The following is a 21,415-nucleotide window of genomic DNA, read 5'->3' as shown; positions in this document are numbered from 1 at the left end:
CTGGCCTCACGCAATCGGGATCCACGGGCCGAACGCGGAAGGCACGATCATCGTCGGCGTGCCCCGGATGGTCACGAGCTGCCCCTGGATGAGGGTGGCCATGCCCATGGTCTGTAAAAGCTGGGCATTGGCGTTGATCATCGTGCTTCGCATCAGAAGCGAGGCGGGCGAGAGATCGACACGGCTCGATCCGGATGTGCAGTGAATGCCGGAGGGATCGATGACGATCATGTTGCCGCCGACGCGCAGTGTAATTCGGGTCGCCGCCTCGATCGTGACGCTGCCCCGCTGGACCTTCAGTTCCGCGTTGCCCGTTTCCACCGTGGTGCTTTCGTCCCGGAACACCGTGGCGGTGCGATCGCGCATCACCCGCGTCTCGTCGTCGAGCATGACCTCGGTCAGGCGATCGCGCTGCGCCCGGAGATAGACCTGTTCCGCACCGCCCCGATCCTCGAACATCAACTCGTTGTAGCCGGGGCCGCGCGGGGTGCGCTTGGCGCCGGGATAGCTCCCGGCCGGACCGATGCTTTGGGTCCGGTACAGCGAGCGCGTGCGGTGCTGGGGGAGCGAGTAGGGGTGAACGTGCTCCGAGTTATATACGCGGCCGGTGACTATCGGCCGATCCGGGTTGCCGTCGAGAAAGTCCACGATCACCTCCTCGCCCGTCCGGGGGAGCGTCACGTGACCGAATGACGCCCCGGCCGATGGTTGCGACACGCGCAGCCAGCAGGATCGGGTCTTGACCGGCGCGTCGCCCGGCCGACCCCAGAGGAAGCGTACGCGCACGCGACCGAGCCTGTCCGCATTGGCGTCGTCCGCCCCGCCCGCCATCACGATTGCGGTCTCCGGACCGGCGCGGGGCGACGGCGTGGTTTGCGGAGAGCGCCAGGGAGTATCGCGCAACACGGCCTCCAGCCCGACACGGCGGGGCTCCGCCTCCATGCCGCTGCGATGTGGTTCGGCCTCGACGGCATATTCGAGTGCGGTCACCACGAACTCCTTGCCGCGATCAAACGCGTCGTCGGAGTCGAGCTTGAAGCGGCCTCCGCAGAACGCCCGGTTCATGTCGCCTTCCCCGGAATAGAGGCGTTGCCGCGCGCGTGCGGCCTCAACGCCGACCTGCGCCCAGTGTCGGGCGAGTGGCTCCTCCACGAAGTCGCCGCTGTAGTGATAGACTTCCTGGGTGTCGGCGCGGTTTCGGGCGCCGGCGTCGTTCAGGCCCCTTTTCGTGCTGGTAGTCTCATAGTCGAAGCTCTGCAGCAGGAAGCGTCGTTCCCCGTCGTCGCGAACATGTTCGTGCCAGCGCCACATCTCCCCGGTGAGGCCGCCGCCGCGTCCGACGCGATCGGAGCGAAGTTTGATCGTGTCATAGCCAGGAGCCGGCCTGTGCGCGGAAGGGGCATCGCACAGCACGAGCACATGGTCGGTGCGGCGATGGTCAAAGTAATAATATAATCCTTCCCGTTCCATGATCCGGGAGAGGAAGGCGAAATCGCTCTCGCGATATTGCGTACAATAAGGGCGGATCAGGTAGCGTCCGCTCACGCGGCTAAAGTCGACGCGGCGGCTATAGTCCGCGAGCACTTCCTTGATGATATCAAGACCGGTCTTGTTCTCGAACACGCGATAGGTCCGATTGTGTGCGAGTGTGTAGAGCCACGGCCGAAGCTTGAGCGCGTAGTGATATCCTTGCCCGGTCTCATCAAGAAAATGCGATTCCGACAACAGCGCATGGAAGAAGCGCACCACTTCGCCCAGTTCAAAGACCTCGATCACCACCGGATTACCTAGGTGGGGCAGGAAGTCTATCTTCGCGGCTGTCACGATCTCCGCGTCGATCTCAAAGAGCTCACCCAAGCGTTCGTGGCTGCGGAACTTGACGAGGCTGACTTCGCTGCCGACCTTAAGCGTAATCTCTGCCTGACGATTCATCGGCATTCCGTTCTGATAGCATTACCATTGTCGCCGTTTGAGCGATTGTCGGCTATCTCAGCGATTAGTACCGCTCCGACTGGACTTGGCGACACTTCGCCTGCCACCACGAAAGGTCCGCGGCCATGACACTCGACCTCGAAGCACTGCTGGCGCCGGTGTCCGATACCGACCGCGTCGGCCCGGACCTCGCCTATGATCCGCAACGCCATGCGATCGAACAAGCGTTCGATGCCCAGGTCTCGATCGACAGCACGGGAACCCCGGCGGCAGATAGCGACACGGATTGGCGCAAGATCGTGGCCGCCATCGTCGAGCAAATCGCCAAGACGAAGGATGTCTGGCTTGCAGTATATCTTTGTCGCGCTGGTGCCCGGATGGGCAAGCTCGACGTGGTGGAGGTGGGCGCGCGCTACCTCAGGGGCTTGATCGAACGCTATTGGGAGGACGGACATCCCCGGCTGGAGGAATATGGCATCGAAGGGCGTACGGGGGCCTGTGACACGCTGGCGAGTTACCCGGCCTTCGTCGGCCCGCTGCGTAACGTCGTGCTGGTCCAGCATCCGCGCCACGGTAGCTTCACTGGCGACGACCTTCTTCGCTTCCAGCGCAGCGGCGATGCCGAGTCCGGCTTTGGCGAAATTCGTGGCGCTCTGGAGGATCCGTCCGGACTGGAACAACTGACGATCGCGTCCGCTACGATCGAACGGATTGAGGCGGTATTTCGGACCGTCGACGCGGCGCTTGCCGAGCGCGCCGGCGTCGGAGCGGGCGCCAGCTTCGCGCCGACCTATCAGGCGCTTGGTGAAATCGGCGGTGCAGCCAGGGCATTCCTGCCGCAGCCGATGGACGCCGGCGAAATGCCGGACGACCCGTCGACGGAGTTCGAGGTGCCCGCGAGCATGGGCGCGGTGGGCGGCCCGCTTCGCTCGCGTGCCGATGTCACTCGAGCGATCGACTTGGTGATTGCTTATTACCGGCAGCGCGAACCGCAAAGTCCCGTGCCGCTGTTGCTCGGGCGGGCGCGCGAATGGGTGGACCGCGACTTCCTCGAGGTCCTGGAGGATATCGCTCCCAATGCGATGGGCGACGCCCGGCAACTGCTCATGTTCCGCCGCGGCGACTAAGGCGCTGGGTACACGAGCGGGAGCGCATCGACTTGTCTTGGTGGGTTTCGGCCTGTTGTTCAGTTTCGCGTGAGTCATGGCGGCGCAACGATCTCGCATTCGAAGAAATTTGGAGTCTTATTGACGTGTCTCTGTTGCTCACACCATGATCGCCGCGTTGCGAATGTAATTCCCACTGATCGGACGAACCTACGGGTATCGCCAAACATGGATCGTGTGTCAGTCGTAACCCTGTGCCGCGAACCTGAAATCCCACTGAAAGCTTGAACCCCGATCTTGTAGCTATAAAGCGGCACCGGCTCAGCCGATGGCGCCAGCAGAGGCGAGGTCCCTATGGTTTCGGCAAAAGGCGGTCAGCGGTTCATCAAGGAGAACCGGGCACCTCGGGTCCACATCGAATATGAGGTGGAAACCTATGGCTCGCGGCAGAAGATCGAACTGCCGTTCGTGATGGGCGTGATGAGCGACCTTTCCGGAAAGTCGCTGGTTGAAAAGAAGCCGCAGGCTGAGCGCGACTTCCTTGAATTCGACATGGACAACTTCGACGAGCGCATGGAGCGGATCGCGCCGCGCGTGGCATTCGCCGTCGAGAACACGCTGACAGGCGATGGGCGGTTGGGGATCGACCTGACCTTCAAGACGCTCGAAGATTTCAACCCCGGCCATATCGCCCGTAACGTACCCGCGCTGGCGCGGCTGCTGGAAGCCCGCGAGCAGCTGAACGACCTGATGGTCTATATGGACGGCAAGGCTGGGGCCCAGGCGCTGCTCGACAAGGTGCTGCGCGACAAGACGCTGATGGCAACGCTGGCTGCTGAGACACCCGAGGCGATCGGCGTCGAGGAACCCGCGGACGACGCCCCCAGCGATCCTCCGCGCGCGGACTGATCTGCCGCCACGCCCCCCTTTTGAGACTGGAGACGAACATGGCTCAGGAAGCCCTGCAGCCGGCAGCGCCGGCCATCGCCGACGACCTCGTCTACGCCGATGATTTCTCGATGCTGCTCCAAAAGGAGTTCAAGCCCGGCAGCGATGCCAAGCAGGGGCGCATCGAGCAGGCAGTGAAGACACTCGCCCAGCAGGCGTTGGAAGATTCGGCGGTGATTGGCGAAGACGTGTACCTCACCGTCGACGCGCTGAAGGCAGCGATCGACCGCAAGCTGTCGGCGCAGATGAACGCGATCCTCCACCATCCTGAATTCCAGACGCTGGAAAGCGCCTGGCGCGGCCTTTGGTACCTTGTCGGCAACACTTCGACCGGCAAGGATCTGAAAATCCGGGTGCTGAACATGTCCAAGGAAGAGGCGCGCCGCCAGCTGCGCCAGTATCGCGACGCCGCGTGGGACCAGAGCCCGCTGTTCAAGAAGATCTACGAAGCGGAGTTCGGCCAGCTCGGTGGGCAGCCGTTCGGTGCGATCACGTGCGACTACACGTTCGACCATAGCGGACCTGACATCGAGGTAATGAAGGGATTGTCGAAGATCGGCGCGGCTTCACACGCTCCGTTCCTCGCCGCAGCGGGCCCCGGGCTGATCGGGATGGACAGCTGGCGCGAACTCGCCAATCCGCGCGATCTCGCCAAGCAGTTCGAAGCCACCGACTATATGGCGTGGCGCTCGTTCCGGGCGTCGAACGACAGCCGCTACATGGCCCTCACCTTGCCACGCTTCCTGGGACGCCCACTCTATGGCGCCGACACGGATCCCGTGGAGGACTTCGCCTTCGAGGAAGAGGTCGTGGGTGACCACGACAAGTACCTCTGGCTGAACGCGTCCTATGCGCTGGCCGTGCGGATCACCGAGGCGTTCAAGACCTATGGCTGGTGCACCCGCATCCGCGGGGTGGAATCGGGGGGAACGGTCGAGGATCTGCCGACCGCGCTGTTTCCGACCGATGAGGGCGGGCTGGACGCTAAATGCCCGACGGAGATTGCGATCTCCGACCGTCGCGAAGGCGAGCTTTCCAAGGCCGGGCTGATGGCGCTCGTGCACCGCAAGAACACGGACAACGCCACGTTCATCGGCGCGCAGACGCTGCACCAGCCCAAGGCCTATGAGGATCCCAACGCGACCGCGAACGCCAATCTTTCGGCGCGGCTGCCCTATATCTTCGCCAGCTGCCGGTTCGCGCATTACCTGAAGTGCATGGTGCGCGACTGGATCGGCGGCACTCGCGAGGCGCCGCAGCTTGGCCGCGACCTGCAGAGCTGGATCATGCAATATGTCGATCTCCAGCCCGAGCATTCGGACGAGGAGACCAAGGCGCGCAAGCCGCTGAAGCAGGCTTCGGTCGAGGTGATCGCCGATCCCGAGAACCCCGGATACTACCGCGGCCTGTTCCGCATGGTGCCGCACTATCAACTCGAAGGCATGGACGTGAGCCTGAGCATGGTATCGCGCCTGCCAAAAGCCGCGACGTGACCGCAGTCCGTCCGCCTCTCCCTTATTCTAAAAAGTGGAATTTATCATGGCTGTTGAAATGTTCCTGAAGCTTGCGGGCTGCGACGGGGAGTCCATCGCAACCGGCCACGAGAACGAAATCGAACTGATCGGCTGGAACTGGGCCGTGAGCAATCAGGGCAGTTCGAGCATGGGCGGCGGTTCGGGCACGGGCAAGGCGTCGTTTCACGATCTCAGAATCACGAAGTATGTCGACAAGGCGACGGCGACGCTGATGGGCAACTGCGCAAAAGGTAAGCACTTTACGACCGCCGTCCTGACTTGTCGGAAAGTCGGCGGCGACTCCCCGGTGGAATACCTCAAGATCGATATGGAACAAGTGTTCGTGAGCGGCATCGAGCATGGCGGATCGCCCAGTGACGAACTGACTGTCGAGGACGTGACGTTCAACTTCGCCAAGGTGGACGTGACCTACAAGCCGCAGAGCGAGCAGGGGACGGCTGCAGGCAGCGTTCCGTTCAAGTGGGACATCCGCAAGAATCAGGCAGCGTGATGGCTTTAGCGGGGACTCCCATGAAGATTGGATACGCCAAGGCGCCGGGAGCCGGAGGTCGATGCGCGAGATGCGATAAACCCTGGAGCCGACACGAGTTCGGCAGCCTGGCTAGCACGGGAAAAAGCCCCGGAAAGGACCAGAGCTTGTTCTTGTGCGACCCCTGGGGGAGGTTGCGTCTGCAGATGACAGGATGCTCGGCGTACTAAGAGCAGTTGCAGGCGGTTCCGAGATAAAGCTCGTCGCGTGCAGTGGATCTGGATCTGTCTTGAAGACGCCCAAGGGCTCGGGTTGGCAGATGGCCGATTATCGAGACTATGTGAACGGCCGACAGAAGGGCCCATAAGTATCTCGATATCTACGGAAGAGAATTCGACCTGTCGGAATGCGGCAATTTGCCCGAAGCAGACACGTGGGAGTGTGCCGCTCAAGTCGATATATGCCCTAGGAGTGATAGCAAAGAAGCGGGGAATAACGTCCTATAGCAGCATAGCCATGATGGAAGAGCGCACGCGGGTTGGGCTAAGACCTAGAAGGGGCGAGGCACCAATGGCGCCGCGAGTAACTACATGGCGCATTCCTGCGCGCGATGTGACGAAAGGTTACTTTACTTCCTCTGCAGCCTGCCGAACCCTGAGCCCTCCGCCTGTCGCCGCTTGGGGGAGAGCCTCCGAAGTACATCGTGCGCAGGGCCACTGCTGCGGCCTGCGGTGCTATTTTGTGGATTTGCTCTGGAGACGGCCGATGAACGCTGACATTTCCCATGGCGAGGCTCAGATCAACGCCGAGCTGGAAGCCGGGAACATCACCGCGACGCTCACAAGCCTGCGTAAGCGCTTGACTGCTCGGCCAGATGACCAGCGGGCGCGCATGTTCCTGTTCCAAATTCTGTGCGTCGAAGGCGCGTGGGACACGGCCCGCGCGCAACTCGGCGCCTTGGCGCAGTTGTCGCCCGAGGCGCAGATGCTCGCGGTCGCCTATGGGCAGACGATCGATGCGGAGGCAGCGCGCGCAGCGGGCTGCGCCGGAGACGCGCCCGCGCCGCTGCTGCACGGCGCGGCGGACTGGGTGGCTGACCTGGCGGGCGCGTTCGGGGTCGAGGGCGAATGCGCGGCAGCATCGCGCCGCCGAGCTTTTGACGCGGCGCCCGACACGCCCGGTGAGGTGGACGGCCGGGCCTTCGACTTCCTCTATGATGGCGATGCCCGCTTCGGCCCGGCGATAGAGGCGATCGTCGCCGGACGCTGGGGACTGATCCCGTTCGCCGCCCTCGAGGAGATCCGCACGGCAGGCCCGGTGGATCTGCGCGACCTCGTATGGCTGCCGGTCGAGCTGCGCTTCCGCGAGGGCGGGACGGCGGCCGCCTTGCTTCCCGTACGCTATCCCGGGACCGAGAAAGAGGCGGATGCCGAGCTTCGGCTGGCCCGTCGCACGGTCTGGCGAGAGGAGAACGGCGTCGTCCGCGGTCTGGGCCAGCGGGTGTGGACCACCAGCGCAGGCGATGACATCGGCATCCTTTCCTTCCGCTCGATCCGCTTTGTGATGCCGGCATGACCGCGCGCATCAACCCCACCTTGTTCGACAAGCTGATCGCCGACCATAGCTTTGACGCCGGCAGTGACGGCGACGCGGGCGGGAATGCGGGCGACCTTGGTTTCCAGACGGTGCCCCGGACCGCGCGCTTCAACGAGGCGGCGCTGCGGGCAACGCTGCTGCGCGAGCTCGGCTGGCTGCTCAACACCACCAACCTTCATGCCGTGCAGGACCTTTCCGCCGTGCCGGAGGTCCGATCCTGCGTGCTCAACTACGGGCTAGGGGATCTCAGTGGGACGCTGCTGACCCGCAACGGGGTGCGCGCGCGCGCGCGGGACATCCGCGACGCCATCGCTCGCTTCGAACCCCGCGTTGACCGCACGACCCTGGAGGTGGAGCCGAGCCTGGAGAACAACCGCCCCAACAGCGTCGGCTTCCTCATCCACGGTGACGTCACGGGCGCCGTGCAAGCGCTGCCGGTCGAGATCCGCACGGAGGTAGAGGTGGACACCGGCACCGCGAGCTTTGGGGAGGGCTGATGGATCCTCGGCTGCTCCAGGCGTACAACGACGAACTCGGCCACCTCAGGGAGTCCGCGCGGGAATTCGGCGAGGAATATCCGTCAGTGGCTGGTAGGCTTGGTCTCAACGGCCCGGCCGAAGTCGATCCACATGTGGAGCGGCTGCTGGAGGGGGTGGCCTTCCTCAGTGCCCGCGTGCAGCTGAAGCTGCAGGACCAATTCCCAGAGTTCACGCAGCACCTGCTGAACGTCATCCAGCCGCATTATCTCGCGCCGCGGCCGTCGATCTGCATCGTCGGCTTCGAGCCGCGGGAGGGGGACTCAGCGCTCGCGCGGGGGGTCGAGGTCCCGCGGGAGACGCCCCTGCATGCGGTCGCCACCGACCGTGACGGGACGCCCGTGACGTTCCGCACCGGCCATGCGCTCACATTATGGCCGCTGCGTATCGATGAGGTCGAATATCTCGCCACACGCGCCGCGGTCGCTCCCTTCCTGGCCGCTGCGCCTCCCGAGACGATCGAGGCCGGGCTGCGCATTCGTCTCCGGACCAACGGCGGGCTAAAGCTCGGTGCCATCGCGGCGGAGACCCTGCCGATCTACCTCGACGGGGAGGGCGGCGTTGCCGGCGAACTCTATCGGCAGCTGATTGGGGATGCGGTGGCGGCGGTGGCCGTCCCGGCGGGCAGTTCCGCCGGTGGCATCGCTGTGCCTCTGCCGCTGCCCCAGCAGCACGGCTTCGGGGAAGAGTGCGCGCTGCTGCCGGCCGACCGGCGTTCGAACCGCGGCTATCGCGTTCTGAGTGAGCATTTCACTTGCCCCGAACGCTTCCGCTTCGTGCAGCTTACCGGCCTGGCTCGCGCCTTTGCCGGCAGTGCGGACGATGAGGCATGCGATCTCGTGGTCCTTTTCCGCCGAACCGTGCCGGCTCTCACTAGGGCGGTCTCGTCGGCCAATGCGAGACTGTTCGCAACGCCAGCGATCAATCTGTTCGAAAAGCAACTCGATCGGGTAACGCTTGGCGCCTTTGATCATGAGCGGCAGGTGATCGCCGACCGGGCCCGGCCTTTGGACTTCGAAGTATATCGCCTGCTGGATGTGAAGGCGCATGGCGAGGATCCTGACGACGTGCGCCAGGTCGCGCCCCTGTATGACCATGCTGGGCAGCTACACGTCGGGGACGACGCGCTGTTTTACGTCGCCCGGCTTCGGCATCGCCGCCTGTCCACGCGCGAGCAACGAATCCGGCGGCGCAGCGACTATATCGGCACGGAGACCTGGATCAGCGTGACGGCGCCGGGCCATCCGACCCGGCTCGAGCAGATTGCCGAGCTTTCCGTCCGCGCGCTGGTCACGAACCGCGAACTGGCTGGCATGATCCGTACGACGCCCGCGCCGTTTGTGGTCGAGGGCATGCCGGTGCGGGGGATCAGCCTGCTACGCCCCCCCACGCCGCCGCAGCCGCCCCTCGGTCTGGGCGACAGCGCGTGGCGAGTGATCGGACATCTCACGCCGAATTACACCGGCTTTGCCCGCGACCCCGGCGGAAGCCCGGAGGTGCTGCGCAACCACTTGATGCTCTACGGCCGGGGCGACGACGCGGCGTTGCGGCGGGAGGTGGACGGCATCCGAGCGGTGCACGCAAGCGCCGTGTCCCGCCGGCTGCCCGGCCGTGGCCGGGCAGCCTTCGTGCGAGGGCAACATCTGCGCGTGACGCTCGATGAGGCGGCGTACGAGGGTGGGAGGATGTTCCTGTTCGGCGCGGTGATCGAGCGTTTCCTGGCCGAATTCGCCGCCGTCAACAGCTTCACTGAAACGCACTTGGAAACAGTCCAGCAAGGGAAATTCGCACGATGGCCCGCGCGCCTCGGCCAGCGGCCGACCATCTGAGCTATTTCGCGCGCGCGGCATCGGGTGTCGCCGGGCTTGCGCCGCTTGCGCTGCTGCGCGGCGCCGAGGCGCGTGCGCCCGGGCTGCCGCGTATTGGCGAGGCCAAGCTGCCGGGCGACGATGTGGTGAAGATGGTTCATGCACCGTCGCTCGCCTTTCCCGCTGCGACGCTCGAGACGATCGAGATCGCCGGGCGGCGCGCCACCGTCGAGGGGAGCTGGCTGGGTTTGACTGGGCCGATGGGGCCGCTGCCTCTCCACCTCACTGAGTTCGCCGCCTATGAGCGCCGCCATGCACGCCAGCAGCCGTTCGGGCGCTTTCTCGACGTGCTTGCAGGCCGCATGTTGCAATTCTTTTACCGCGCCTGGGCGGCGACCGTGCCCGCTGCGAGCGTGGACAGAGGCGATGGCGACGACCGCTTCGGCAACCAGATCGCGCTGTTGACTGGCGCCACGGATGGAGCGGGATCGGAAAGTCCGTTTCCCGGCCGCGCCCGATTGCATCACGCGGCCCTGTTCGCCTCGCCGCGTAGCCCCGCCGCAATCGGCGACGGGATCGGCACCCTGCTGCGTCTGCCGGTACGCGTGGTCGAGTATGTCGAGCGGTGGCGCGAAGTGGAGCCCGAAGACCAGACCCAGTTGGGTCGGGGATTTGCGACGCTTGGTGGGGATGCGCTGTCGGGCGCGCGGGTGTGCACGGTTGAAGATGCGTTCGCCGTCGCGGTCGAGGTAGGTTCAACGCGGGAGTATCAGGACCTGCTGCCCGGGGGCGAGCGCTATGCCTTGCTGGTCGATGCGCTGGAAGCGTTCGCCCCGCCGCACCTCGATTGGGACATTACGCTGGCAATCGCCAGCGAACGGGTGCGCCCGACACGGCTGGGTGGCGAGGCGCGGCTCGGCTGGTCGAGTTGGTTCGGTCCGCTCGTCCCCGGCGAGATCCGCGCTGACGCGCATCTCGGAGCGAATGCCCGGCGGCTGGTACCGTCCCGGCCTAAGGAGACAGCCGCATGACCGAGATTAGCCGGGCGGCCCTGTTCGGCCGCCTCGCCCCCCGCGCCCTGCGCGCCATCGAGACGGCAACCGGCTTCTGCCGAATGCGCGGCAATCCCTACGTAGAGCTGGCGCACTGGCTGCACGTTCTGGTGCAGGACCGCGACAATGACCTCGCCGCCGTCCGGACCGCGTTTGGCATCGACGACGCGCGGCTGACGGAGGATCTGGTCGCCGCCCTCGATCGGCTGCCACGGGGCGCGAGCGCATTGCAGGACTTCTCGCCCCAAATCGTGGAAACGATCGAGCAGGGCTGGATGTATGCTTCGCTGCTGTTCGAGGCAACGCGCGTGCGATCCGGTCACCTGCTGTTCGCAATGCTGAAGACGCCGACGCTGCGCGGCATCCTGATCCAGGCATCGCCCGAATGGGGTAAGATCGGGGTCGAGCGGCTCGGCGCCGAGTTCGCTACGATTACCGCCAGTTCGGCGGAAGCGGGGGAAGGCACTTCGGCCCCGGCCGAACCGCGACCGGCGACGGCCGGTGGCGAGAATGTGTTGGCGCGCTTTGCAACGGATCTCACTGCTCGCGCCCGTGCGGGCGAAATCGAGCCGATCTTTGGGCGCGATCCAGAGATCCGGCAGGTCATCGATATCCTGCTCCGCCGACGCCAGAACAATCCAATCCTGACGGGTGAGGCAGGGGTCGGAAAGACGGCGATCGTCGAAGGCTTCGCACGGCGCATTGCAGACGGCGACGTGCCACCCGCGCTTGCCGACGTCAGCCTCTACGCGCTCGAAATTGGCTTGCTGCAGGCGGGCGCGGGCCTGAAGGGCGAGTTCGAGAAGCGCCTGCGCGACGTGATCGAAGCGGTCGAGACTGCACCGTCTTCGGTGATCCTGTTTATCGACGAGGCGCACACGCTGATCGGGGCCGGCGGCCAGGCCGGGACCGGGGACGCTGCCAACTTGCTGAAGCCGGCATTGGCTCGCGGACGCCTGCGCACGATCGCGGCGACGACCTGGAGCGAGTACCGCCAGTATTTCGAAAAGGACCCAGCGCTTACCCGCCGCTTTCAGCCGGTGACGGTGTCGGAGCCGGATGAAGCGGGTGCCATCGCTATGCTTCGCTCCCTCAAGCGTGTGATCGAGGATCATCATGACGTGCTGGTCCTCGACGAAGCGGTGGAGGCCGCAGTTCGGCTTTCGCAGCGCTACATCCCCGCGAGGCAGCTGCCGGACAAGGCGGTAAGCCTGCTCGACACGGCTGCAGCACGAGTTTCGGTGTCGCGGCATGCCACGCCTGCTCAGGTCGAGGATGCACGGCAGAAAATGGAGTTGCTGCGCATCGAGCGCGACATCGCCTGCCGAGAGGTTGATGGCCGCTACGCGACCGCAGCCCGTATCACCCCCATCGACGCAGCGCTTGATACCGCCAGGGACGAGGTGTCGTTGCTGGAAGCGAAATGGGCAGCGGAGCGCGAGGCTGTGGCGCGGGTTGCGGCGTTGCGCTCGCCGAGCGCCGACGCCGAGGGAGACAGGGACCTCGCCTTGGATGCGGCCATCGCTGATGCGCAGATCGCGCGCGGAAACAGGGCGATGGTTTTCGCTGAAGTCGATGCGGATGTCGTCGCTACCGTCGTCGCCGAGTGGACTGGAATACCCGTCGGCCGCATGGTGAAGGATGAACTGTCAGCTGCCCTGGAGATCGAGAACCGGCTGAAGCGGCGCGTCGTCGGTCAAGACCATGCGATGGACGCCATCGCGCGGCGAATTCGCACGACCCGGGCAAAGCTGGATAACCCCGGCAAGCCGGTTGGTGTGTTCCTGCTGTGCGGCCCTTCCGGGGTCGGCAAGACCGAAACCGCCCACGCGCTTGCCGAGCTTCTTTACGCGGGCGAGGACAGCCTGATCACGATCAACATGAGCGAGTTCCAGGAGGCGCACACCGTCTCCACGCTCAAGGGCGCCCCGGCCGGCTATGTCGGCTTCGGCCAGGGCGGCGTGCTCACGGAAGCGGTGCGGCGGCGTCCCTATTCGGTGGTGCTGCTCGACGAGATCGAGAAGGCCCATCCTGACGTCCACGAGATGTTCTTCCAGGTGTTCGACAAGGGCTACATGGAAGACGCGGAAGGGCGGTTCATCGATTTTCGTAACACCCTGATCCTTCTTACCTCCAACGTGGGAACCGACCTGATCGCCTCGTTATGCGAGGATGAAGATACCGCGCCCACGCCGGACGGGCTCGCCTCGGCACTGCGCACCCCGCTCCTACAGGTGTTTCCCCCGGCATTGCTCGGGCGCCTCGCGGTGCTGCCCTATATGCCCCTTTCACCGTCGATGCTGCGCCGGATCGTGGAGTTGCAACTGGGACGCGTGGTGCAGCGGATCGCCGACCATCACGACATCGTGCTCTCCTATGATGCGGATGCTGTCGACCTGATCGTCGCACGTTGCCACGAACTGGCCTCGGGCGGCCGGATGATCGATGCCATCCTGACGAACACGATCCTGCCGGACCTGTCCCTCGCGCTTATCGAGCGGCAGTTGGCCGGCACGATGCCGGCGGCGATCCGGCTGGGTGCCGACGCGAGCGGCTTCACCTACGCCTATCTTCAAGGCGTGGCAGTGGGTGCGTCGTGACGGTTCCCGCAACTGGGTGGAAGGCGCGATGAGCGACCGCGAGCAACGTACCTTTATTGCGGGCGAAGCGAGCGCGCCGGCGCGCCGGCCCGGCCGCGATCCGGCGATTGTGCCCGGCGACGTGCTCAACGGCATCTACCGCGTCGAGCGCTTTATCGCGCGCGGCGGCATGGGCGAGGTGTTCGAAGGGGTGAACATCGAGTCGGAAGAGCGCGTGGCGATCAAGGCGATCCGCAGCCACCTGGCGAGCGATCCCAAGGTGATCGCCCTGTTCCGCAAGGAGGCGCGGGTGCTGACGCAATTCGCCCATCCCGCGATCGTTGGCTACCGCGTGTTCGCGCGCGACCCGGTGCTCGACCTCCATTATATCGTCGCGGACTTTATCAACGGCGAGCCGCTCGGCGCGCATCTGAATGGCGTCCGCCCCCACGTTCGGGAAGTGGTTGAACTAGGCCGCCGGCTCGCGACCGGGCTCGAAGTGGCCCATGATCATGGCGCCATCCACCGCGACATGTCGCCCGACAATGTGCTGCTGCCGGATGGCAGGATTGATCAGGCCAAGATCATCGATTTCGGCATCGCCAAGAGCTTGGATTTGCCGCTCGAGACAATGGTCGGCGATGGCTTCGCGGGCAAGCTTGGCTATGTCGCGCCTGAGCAATTCGGCGACTACGGTCGCCAGATCGGCCCCTGGACCGATGTCTACAGTACGGCACTTGTGCTTCTGGCATTCGCACGTGGCGCCGCGCCGCCGATGGGTACGACGCTCTCGGAGGCGGTGGAGAGGCGACGCACAGGACCGGATCTCGGCGACCTGCCCGTGGAACTCGCGCCGCTGATCGAGCGGATGACCGCTCCGGATCCTGCGATGCGCATGCGAACGATGCGTGAGGTGTTGCTGGGCCTGGACAACATCCGCGTCCCGAGCGGGCAAGGCAGCGGGGGCAGGCGCCCTGATGACGGCCCGACGCTGAAGCCGAAGTCCTCTGGATCCGCAGAAGCGACGACCTTTGCTCCAGTGACAGGCGTTCCCGAACATCCGCCCTCGTCTGGCAGCCTCGCCAAGACAAAGTTGCGGCGATCGGTGGCACGACGCCGCCCGCTGCCGCGCGGGCTGTGGTTGGGACTGCCGATCGGCGTAATAGCCATGGTTGCGGCCGGTCTTACGTGGGACCGAACCCCATCTCGGCAGGCGACCGCTACAACCGCGACGTCGGCTCGTTCGGGGTCTCCCAGCTCCTCCAACGCTACCGACGGCCGCGCGACCCGCGTTCAGGCATTGCTCGCACCATTGCCCTGCAGCTGGATCGATGCTCGCGACACGAGCGAGGATGCGCCGATCGCCCTTCGGGGCGGCGCGGCGGATATCGAGCTTCTTCGGGCAAGGGTCAGCGCCGGCGTACGCAGTTGGGGAACTGCGAACGCAGCCGAGGTGCTGACGGTAACACCGGCTCAGTGCGACGTGATTGATACCCTAAGACCGTTCCGCGCTCCGCTGACCGGTACCGGGACAGGCAGCGCGCTACCGAGGGCGGCTGTCACCGCCAGTGCCGTCTCCTCGGAGGACGGTGCTCCCGCTTGCGTGGACGCGGGCGCTCGCTCCGTTGAACTGACAGCCGTTGGCAGCGATCCTGCACGCGAGATCGCGCTGGTCGCGATTCAGCCCGACGGCCGGCTTCTCCAGATTGCGAGCGGGCGAGAGGAGTTCGAGCAGCTCGCTACGCGCGATCCGGCGCACTTCAATCTTGGCTCCGACGGTAGCTACCATGCGGCCTTCTGCTACTCGCAACCTGGAGTCAGCGCTTTCACGATGTTGGACAGCCGCCGCGCACTTGATCTCGGGCTTCAGACGGGTGTCCCGGCGGCGGCGCCCCCGGATTTTGCACAACGCCTTAGCGGAGCGGGTTCCGCAGCAGACCTGAAGGTGTTTGCGGACTGGCTTTCCATCGAAGGACACGGCGTCCCGGGACTACAGCCGCCGATTGTGCAGCCGACCGTCACCTCCCTATCGCCCTCCCCGGCGCCGAAAAGCGCGTCAGTGCGGGCACCGGCGGCACGTCCAGACCGTGAGCCTCGCAATGCGATTGCCCTTGATACCGCGGCAGCGAACCGGCGAGAACTGGCCCGCATCCGCGGCGGAACGTCGGGAGGGGCAAGCACATGCCGCCGCTATGCCGGCGGCTGGGAGGATGTCGGTGCCGTCGGTCGAAGCGCCTGCATCGCTACTGCGATCAAGGGCCGGTGCACTGCCACCTATGCTATGTTCGAGGACCGACTCTTTCGCCGAGCGAACGGTCATATCCAAGAAAAGCGCGGCAGCCGTTGGCGTGACGTAGTCGTCGACTCCGCCTGCTAACCCCTCGAAACGTCGGGCATTCTCCGTTCGTGGGAGCGGCTGGCCGTCGCTCGTCGCATCCCGCGGGCGGCTGGTCTGATCCTGGGCCGGGATTGTTACAACCGTGACGTCTCCAGTTATAGATCGTGCGTCCAAAGTACTAGACGGCGGCCGTCCGAGTATCGGTAGCTGGAGTATCTCGTGACTATCATCGATACGATTGAAAATCCGTTCCACACTAAAGCCGCTCGCATCCTGCTAGTCGACGACGACCCAGCCATGCAACGCGCCATCGTGGGGTATCTGACGGAGCATAATTTCCGCGCTACTGCTGTCAGTGGCCGTAAAAGCTTGATGCACGCCCTTGCGGTACGGGAGCCCGACCTGGTCGTGCTCGACCTACACCTAGGCGATGATGATGGCCTCGACATCCTGCGTGAGGTGCGCACCAGGAGCGTCGTCCCGGTCATCCTGATCACCGGCAATCGCCGGGAGGAGATCGATCGCGTCCTCGGGCTGGAACTCGGCGCCGATGATTATCTGACGAAGCCGTTCGGCTTGCGCGAACTGCTCGCGCGGGTCAGAGCGGCACTGCGGCGGCGGACGATGGACCGCTTGAGCCCGGCCCGGCCGCGCGAATGTGCCTTCCACTTCGACGGATGGGCCTTCGATCAGCGCCAGCGGAACCTCCGCTCGCCAACGGGGGAAGTCGTTGCGCTCACCAAGAGCGAGTTCGCGTTGCTGAGCGCCTTCGTCATTGCCCCGCGGCGGCCCTTGTCGCGTGAGCACCTCTTGCAGGCGACCCGAGTTCACGAGGACGTGTTCGATCGCAGCATCGACGTCCAGATCCTGCGCCTCCGACGGAAGCTGGAGAAGGACGCGCGCGCGCCGCGCTACATTCTGACGGAGCGGGGTGTCGGGTATAAGTTCGACGTGGACGTCGAGATCGTGTGAGGGCGTCGCTGCGAGCCTTGCTGCCGGCGCTGTTGCTCGGTGCCGGTGTTATTGTCGTGCAAGTCGCGCGCAGCCAGACACCGGACGGGCCGATTACGCCCTTGGCCGCCGCAAGCGGCGGCGATCCCCGAAAGATTACGTTGGGGCTAGATCTCTTCGTGGATCCGCGCCTTTCCCGGTCCGGCAGGATCAGCTGTGCCACCTGCCACGATCTTTCAACCAGCGGTGCATCGGCGGCCGGCGTCGATCGCGGGGACAGCGGCCGGCCGATGCGATTCAACACTCCCACGGTCTTCAACAGCGGCCTGAACTATAGGATGGGCTGGCAGGGCCGGGGGCGAACGCTTCAACAGGCCGCGCTCGCGACCCTGCAGGATGTGCACTCAATGGGCGGTGGCGGGGCCGCGGCGCGGCGGCTGGGCGAAGACCCAGCCATGACAAGGCGCTTTGTGGCGGTTTATGGCGCCCGGCCGCATGACGAGGCGATCGCGGACTCCTTGGCTGCTTTCGTGCAGACCCTCGTCACGCCGCATGCACCGTTCGATCGCTTCCTTCGCGGCGAGCGCGGTGCCCTGACTCCGCAACAACAACGGGGCGCCAACCGCTTCGTCACGCTTGGATGCGCGAGCTGTCATCAAGGTGCCAATGTAGGCGGGAACATCATCCAGCGGCGCGGAATCTTTCATCCCCTTGGGGAGGCGCAACCAAAATTCCTGCGTGTGCCCAGCTTACGCAATGTCGCCGTTACGGCCCCCTATTTCCACGACGGCAGCGCCGCGACCTTGCCGTCGGCGATCCGGCGGATGGCGCGCGCCCAACTCGACCTCAAGATCGAGGACCAGGACGTTGAGGATATTTCGGCTTTCCTGAAAGCCCTGACGGGCAGCTACCAGGGCCGACGATTACGACCTGCAGAGGGCGCCACCCCGCGATGAGGAGCCTGCGCGCTTTGCGCGTCATCGCCGCCCTGCTCCTGCTCGGGGCAGTCGTGGCGGCATTGATCACCATCCCTCAGATGAGCCGCAACCGGCGCTGGATCGACGACACCAACCGCGCGATGATGCGCTACGCGCTGGCTCAGCATGCGCTGCAGGTGAACCTGTTGAACGCGCGCGCCGGTTTGTTGCGCAACTACGATCCGCTCAATGCGGATGTTGCGACCACGCGCGACAGCCTCGCCCTGTTGCAGAGCGTCCGAACGAGTGCTCCGGTCCGAGACGTTGTTACGTCAATGCGGATAGCCAATGCCAGGCAGGAAGCGCTGGTAGAACAGTTCAAGAGCAGCAATGCGCTGCTCCAGAACTCCCTCACCCGCTTCACGGCGAACGGCAGCCGGGAGTCGGGGACCTACAACTATCTTTCCGCGCAGATCCTGAAGCTCACCCTCGACACGAGCCTGGCCACGGTGCGGGATGCCCAGACAGCGTTGCGGCGCATGACGGCAGTGCCGGAGGGCACGTCGGGCGCGCAAATGCTGTCCCATGCCCGGCTGCTGGTGCGGATTCTGCCAGAGATTGACGCGACGCTGCAGGCCATTCGGGCGATCGGAATGGAGGCGCGGCTCGAGCAGCTGCGCGTCGCACTCAATGAAGAGGCCGAAGCGCGTACTGCGCTTGAACATACGCGGTTAATTGCGCTGCGGATCCTGACGCTGCTGTTCCTTGCGTCCGTCATCGCGATCCTGATGCTGCAACGGCTGCACAACCGTGAGTTGCGAGCGCAAGCGGCGAGTGAGCGGCTGAGCGCGACCATCGCCATCCCGTTGATCGACACGGTCCATCAAAATTTTCTCGCGCGCGCTCAGGACGCGGTGGAGCACCTGGCCCGCCATAACGGTGCGCGGCGGATGCAGTTGCTGATACCCGACTTCCCCAATGCGCCGTGCTTCGTTTCGCCTCCTTCCGAACCGGATGACCCTTGGCTTGAGCGGCTCGCCGCGGCGAGCGATGCAGATGAGGCGTGGGATGGAGACCTGGTCGTGGTGTCTGATATGCGTGGGCAGACCGGGGCACTGGGAAGGGTCATGCGCGACGCTGGCGTGAAGGCTCTTGTGATGCTGCGCACGTCGGATCCCTTTCGGGTCCTGATCGGCTTCGAACCTGAAAAGCTGGCGTTGGTATTGCGGCCGGACCATCTAGCCGGACTCGCGTCCGCCCTTGTCGCGATTGCGCATGGCGCGCGCCGCGAAGTGCTGCAGATCGAACGCGATCGTCTGGAGCGGAAGCTGGCGCAGGCACGCCGCATGGAAGCGATCGGCGCGATGGCGAGCGGCGTCGCGCACAACTTCAACAATATTCTGGGCGCGATACGCGGGTTTGCTGAAATGGGGCAGGAGCGAACCAGGAATGGGTCGTCCAGCCGCCGGAATTTTGATGAAATTCAAGCCGCGGTCGAGCGGGCGCGGGGGCTCGTCGACGACATCCTGGGCTTCGCCAAGCAGGGTCGCACGACCAAGCGCGTCGTGAACCTGTTCGACATTCTGGAACAGACCGTGCGTCTCCTTGGAGCCTCCCTCCGCTACGAAGCCCAGTTCACGCTTGCGGGCGAGAACACGCATTGCGCCGTGCTCGGCGCGGAGGCGGATTTGCAGCAGGTGTTCCTCAACATCTGCAATAACGCTGCGCAGGCGAGCCGCGGACGCGCCGTGCGCATCGCCGTTCGGCGCCAGCCGTTGGCCCAGGAGCGCCACTTCAGCCACAGTGCTCTCTTGCCGGGCAAATATGTGGTCGTGGAGATCAGCGACGGTGGCTCGGGCATCGACCCGGGCATCCGCCGCCGGCTGTTCGAGCCGTTTTTCACCACCAAGCCTGGTGGCACCGGACTCGGACTATCGACGGCCTGGGAGATCATCCAGGGGCACGGGGGGACGATCGACGTGGGCGAGGCGACCGCTGGCGGGGCGCGGTTCAGCGTCTGGTTGCCGGAGGTGGAAGCCGGGTCGGGTGCCAAGGTACCCGGCGACGGCGCCCGCGTTCTTCTGTTGGGCGATGCCGGTCAGTTGTCTGTGGACGAGGAGATGCTGGCGGAGCTTGGGTACGAGCCTCTTGCCTTTCCACTTGAGGTCGAACTCAGTTGCTTGCGTGCTGCAATCGCCGACGTTGATGCAGTTCTGGTCGCTTCGTGGCGCGCTGAGGCGATCCCCATCATTGTTGAGAGGCTTCAGACAGTGCTCGACGGCCAGCCATTGCTCGTGGCCGCGCCCACCTCTTCCCCTTGGGCAATCGCGAACGTGTTCACGGTTCTCGCCTATCCGCTGCAGCCGGACGAACTGGCCGCCCGACTCGCGGATTTGGACGCGACATCGCGATCCCGTTCGCGCGAGGAAGCGTAGAAGTCTCACATCGAGCCCGGCCACGCCAATCGTGGCGTGACCGGGCTGGGGGCACGTCAGATGTACGTGCGCAGGAACTCCGCCAGCGCGCAGATGGCGAGGCTCTGCCCATAGGGCATCGATGTGAGCGCGATGTCCTTGTAGAACTGCTGCGTGTCGCCCATCGCGGTGCCGAACGACACCTGCTCCAACTCGCCCGTCTCGTCGATGTTGGCGAGGACGCCGCGCACTGCCTTGATGCCCACCTGTTCATAGTGGCGCGGCAGGTAGCCCTTCCGAACCGCCTTCAGGATGCCATAGGCGAAGCCCGCGGTTGCTGACGCTTCCAGATAGCTCGTCGGGTCGACGATCAGCGTGTGCCACAGGCCGCTTTCGTCCTGGGTCTCGGCAAGCGTCTTCACCTGCGCCGCCAGCGTGTCGATCAGGAAGGTGCGCAAGGCATCGCCGGGCTTGAGATCCAGGATCTCGATGATTTCCGGGATCGCGATCGTCACCCAGCAATTGCCCCGCGCCCACAACGCTTCCGCGAAATTGTGACGGCCGTTGAAGTCCCAGCCGTGGAACCACAGGCCGGTCTTCTTGTCGAAGAGGTACTTGATGTGGACCAGGAACTGGCGCTTGGCTTCCTCCACATAGTGCGGGCGGTCGAGAAGCAGGCCGATCTTGGCGAGCGGCAGCACGCTCATCATCAGCGTGTCGTCCCACATCTCGCCGGGATTCTCGTCGTTGTAGACGATGTGCTGGAATCCCCCTTCCTCGGTCTTGGGAAGGCCGTCCGGCGCCATCAGCCATTCGGCCCAGGTGTCGAGATAGGGAATGTAGCGCGGGTCGGGCTCCTGCTCGTAGAGGTAGGCGAGCGTGATGAAGGGCGCGACGGTGTTGATGTTCTTGGTCGGCGTGCCTTCCGCGAAGCGATCCTCGAACCACTGCTTGATGATCGACAGCGCCTTGCTGTCGCCGGTCTGCTCATAATAGCGCCACATGCCGAACAGGCCGATGCCGTGGGTCCATTCCCATCCGGCCCAACCCTTGGTGTCGATGATGCGACCGTCCTCCAGGTGGAGGAGAAACTCACCGGTCTCGTCCTTGATGTTGACGAGATTGTCCATCAGCAGGTCGATCTTGGACGTGATCTCTTGCCGGGGAATGTCGTGTGTCAGCGCGGCCATGAAAGCTCCGGGTTGATAGGGACGGCGCGTCGTGTCGTGCCGAC

Annotated in this window: 15 protein-coding genes; 13 read left to right on the top strand and 2 right to left on the bottom strand. The window is 64.8% G+C overall.

Going from position 1 to position 21,415, the window contains the following annotated elements; translation table 11 throughout:
- Positions 1-6: 6 nt before the first annotated feature.
- Positions 7-1,932 (bottom strand): type VI secretion system Vgr family protein, encoded by a 1,926-nt coding sequence (locus QP045_RS10205; RefSeq protein WP_422514876.1) that lies wholly within the window; start codon positions 1,930-1,932, stop codon positions 7-9.
- A gap of 125 nt (positions 1,933-2,057) precedes the next feature.
- Between QP045_RS10205 and QP045_RS10200 the strand changes: the two genes are divergently transcribed.
- The 13 genes from QP045_RS10200 (at position 2,058) to QP045_RS10140 (ending at position 20,202) form a co-directional block, all read left to right on the top strand.
- Positions 2,058-3,059 (top strand): ImpA family type VI secretion system protein, encoded by a 1,002-nt coding sequence (locus QP045_RS10200; protein WP_422514875.1) that lies wholly within the window; start codon positions 2,058-2,060, stop codon positions 3,057-3,059.
- A 333-nt stretch (positions 3,060-3,392) separates the two neighbouring features.
- Positions 3,393-3,947 (top strand): type VI secretion system contractile sheath small subunit, encoded by a 555-nt coding sequence (tssB, locus tag QP045_RS10195; protein WP_422514874.1) that lies wholly within the window; start codon positions 3,393-3,395, stop codon positions 3,945-3,947.
- A 38-nt stretch (positions 3,948-3,985) separates the two neighbouring features.
- Positions 3,986-5,479, top strand: coding sequence for a type VI secretion system contractile sheath large subunit (gene tssC, locus QP045_RS10190; protein ID WP_422514873.1), 1,494 nt, complete (start codon positions 3,986-3,988; stop codon positions 5,477-5,479).
- Positions 5,480-5,525: 46 nt separating this feature from the next.
- A complete protein-coding gene (locus tag QP045_RS10185) occupies positions 5,526-6,011 on the top strand; it encodes an Hcp family type VI secretion system effector (RefSeq protein WP_422514872.1) in 486 nt (161 codons plus the stop codon).
- A gap of 744 nt (positions 6,012-6,755) precedes the next feature.
- Positions 6,756-7,565 (top strand): type VI secretion system accessory protein TagJ, encoded by an 810-nt coding sequence (locus tag QP045_RS10180; protein WP_422514871.1) that lies wholly within the window; start codon positions 6,756-6,758, stop codon positions 7,563-7,565.
- On the top strand, positions 7,562-8,083 hold the full coding sequence (gene tssE, locus QP045_RS10175; RefSeq protein WP_422514870.1) for a type VI secretion system baseplate subunit TssE: 522 nt from the start codon (positions 7,562-7,564) through the stop codon (positions 8,081-8,083). Before QP045_RS10180 ends, tssE begins: the two co-directional genes overlap by 4 nt.
- Positions 8,083-9,951, top strand: a complete 1,869-nt coding sequence (tssF, locus tag QP045_RS10170) for a type VI secretion system baseplate subunit TssF (protein WP_422514869.1) — start codon at positions 8,083-8,085, stop codon at positions 9,949-9,951. Before tssE ends, tssF begins: the two co-directional genes overlap by 1 nt.
- Positions 9,915-10,961, top strand: coding sequence for a type VI secretion system baseplate subunit TssG (gene tssG, locus QP045_RS10165; protein WP_422514868.1), 1,047 nt, complete (start codon positions 9,915-9,917; stop codon positions 10,959-10,961). The genes tssF and tssG overlap by 37 nt, the downstream gene beginning before the upstream one ends.
- Complete coding sequence (tssH, locus tag QP045_RS10160; protein ID WP_422514867.1) at positions 10,958-13,582, top strand: type VI secretion system ATPase TssH; 2,625 nt, start codon at positions 10,958-10,960, stop codon at positions 13,580-13,582. The genes tssG and tssH overlap by 4 nt, the downstream gene beginning before the upstream one ends.
- Before the next feature lie 28 nt (positions 13,583-13,610).
- Entirely contained in the window at positions 13,611-15,938 is a 2,328-nt protein-coding gene (locus QP045_RS10155; protein WP_422514866.1) for a serine/threonine-protein kinase, read from the top strand.
- 180 nt (positions 15,939-16,118) lie between these two features.
- The gene (locus QP045_RS10150; protein WP_422514865.1) at positions 16,119-16,871 is read left to right on the top strand and encodes a response regulator; all 753 of its coding nucleotides are present in this window, start codon (positions 16,119-16,121) and stop codon (positions 16,869-16,871) included.
- A gap of 17 nt (positions 16,872-16,888) precedes the next feature.
- Positions 16,889-17,806, top strand: a complete 918-nt coding sequence (locus QP045_RS10145) for a cytochrome-c peroxidase (RefSeq protein ID WP_422514864.1) — start codon at positions 16,889-16,891, stop codon at positions 17,804-17,806.
- A gap of 14 nt (positions 17,807-17,820) precedes the next feature.
- Entirely contained in the window at positions 17,821-20,202 is a 2,382-nt protein-coding gene (locus QP045_RS10140) for a DAHL domain-containing protein (protein WP_422514863.1), read from the top strand.
- Between the two features lie 56 nt (positions 20,203-20,258).
- Here the strand turns inward: QP045_RS10140 and QP045_RS10135 are convergent, their stop codons facing one another.
- Positions 20,259-21,371 (bottom strand): glycoside hydrolase family 88/105 protein, encoded by a 1,113-nt coding sequence (locus tag QP045_RS10135; protein WP_422514862.1) that lies wholly within the window; start codon positions 21,369-21,371, stop codon positions 20,259-20,261.
- Positions 21,372-21,415: the final 44 nt, after the last annotated feature.

Source organism: Sphingomonas sp. 3-13AW (assembly GCF_049311085.1).
Classification (GTDB): Bacteria; Pseudomonadota; Alphaproteobacteria; order Sphingomonadales; family Sphingomonadaceae; genus Sphingomonas.
The sequence above is the reverse complement of the archived record's forward strand: the minus strand, read 5'-3'. Positions and strand labels throughout refer to the sequence as shown.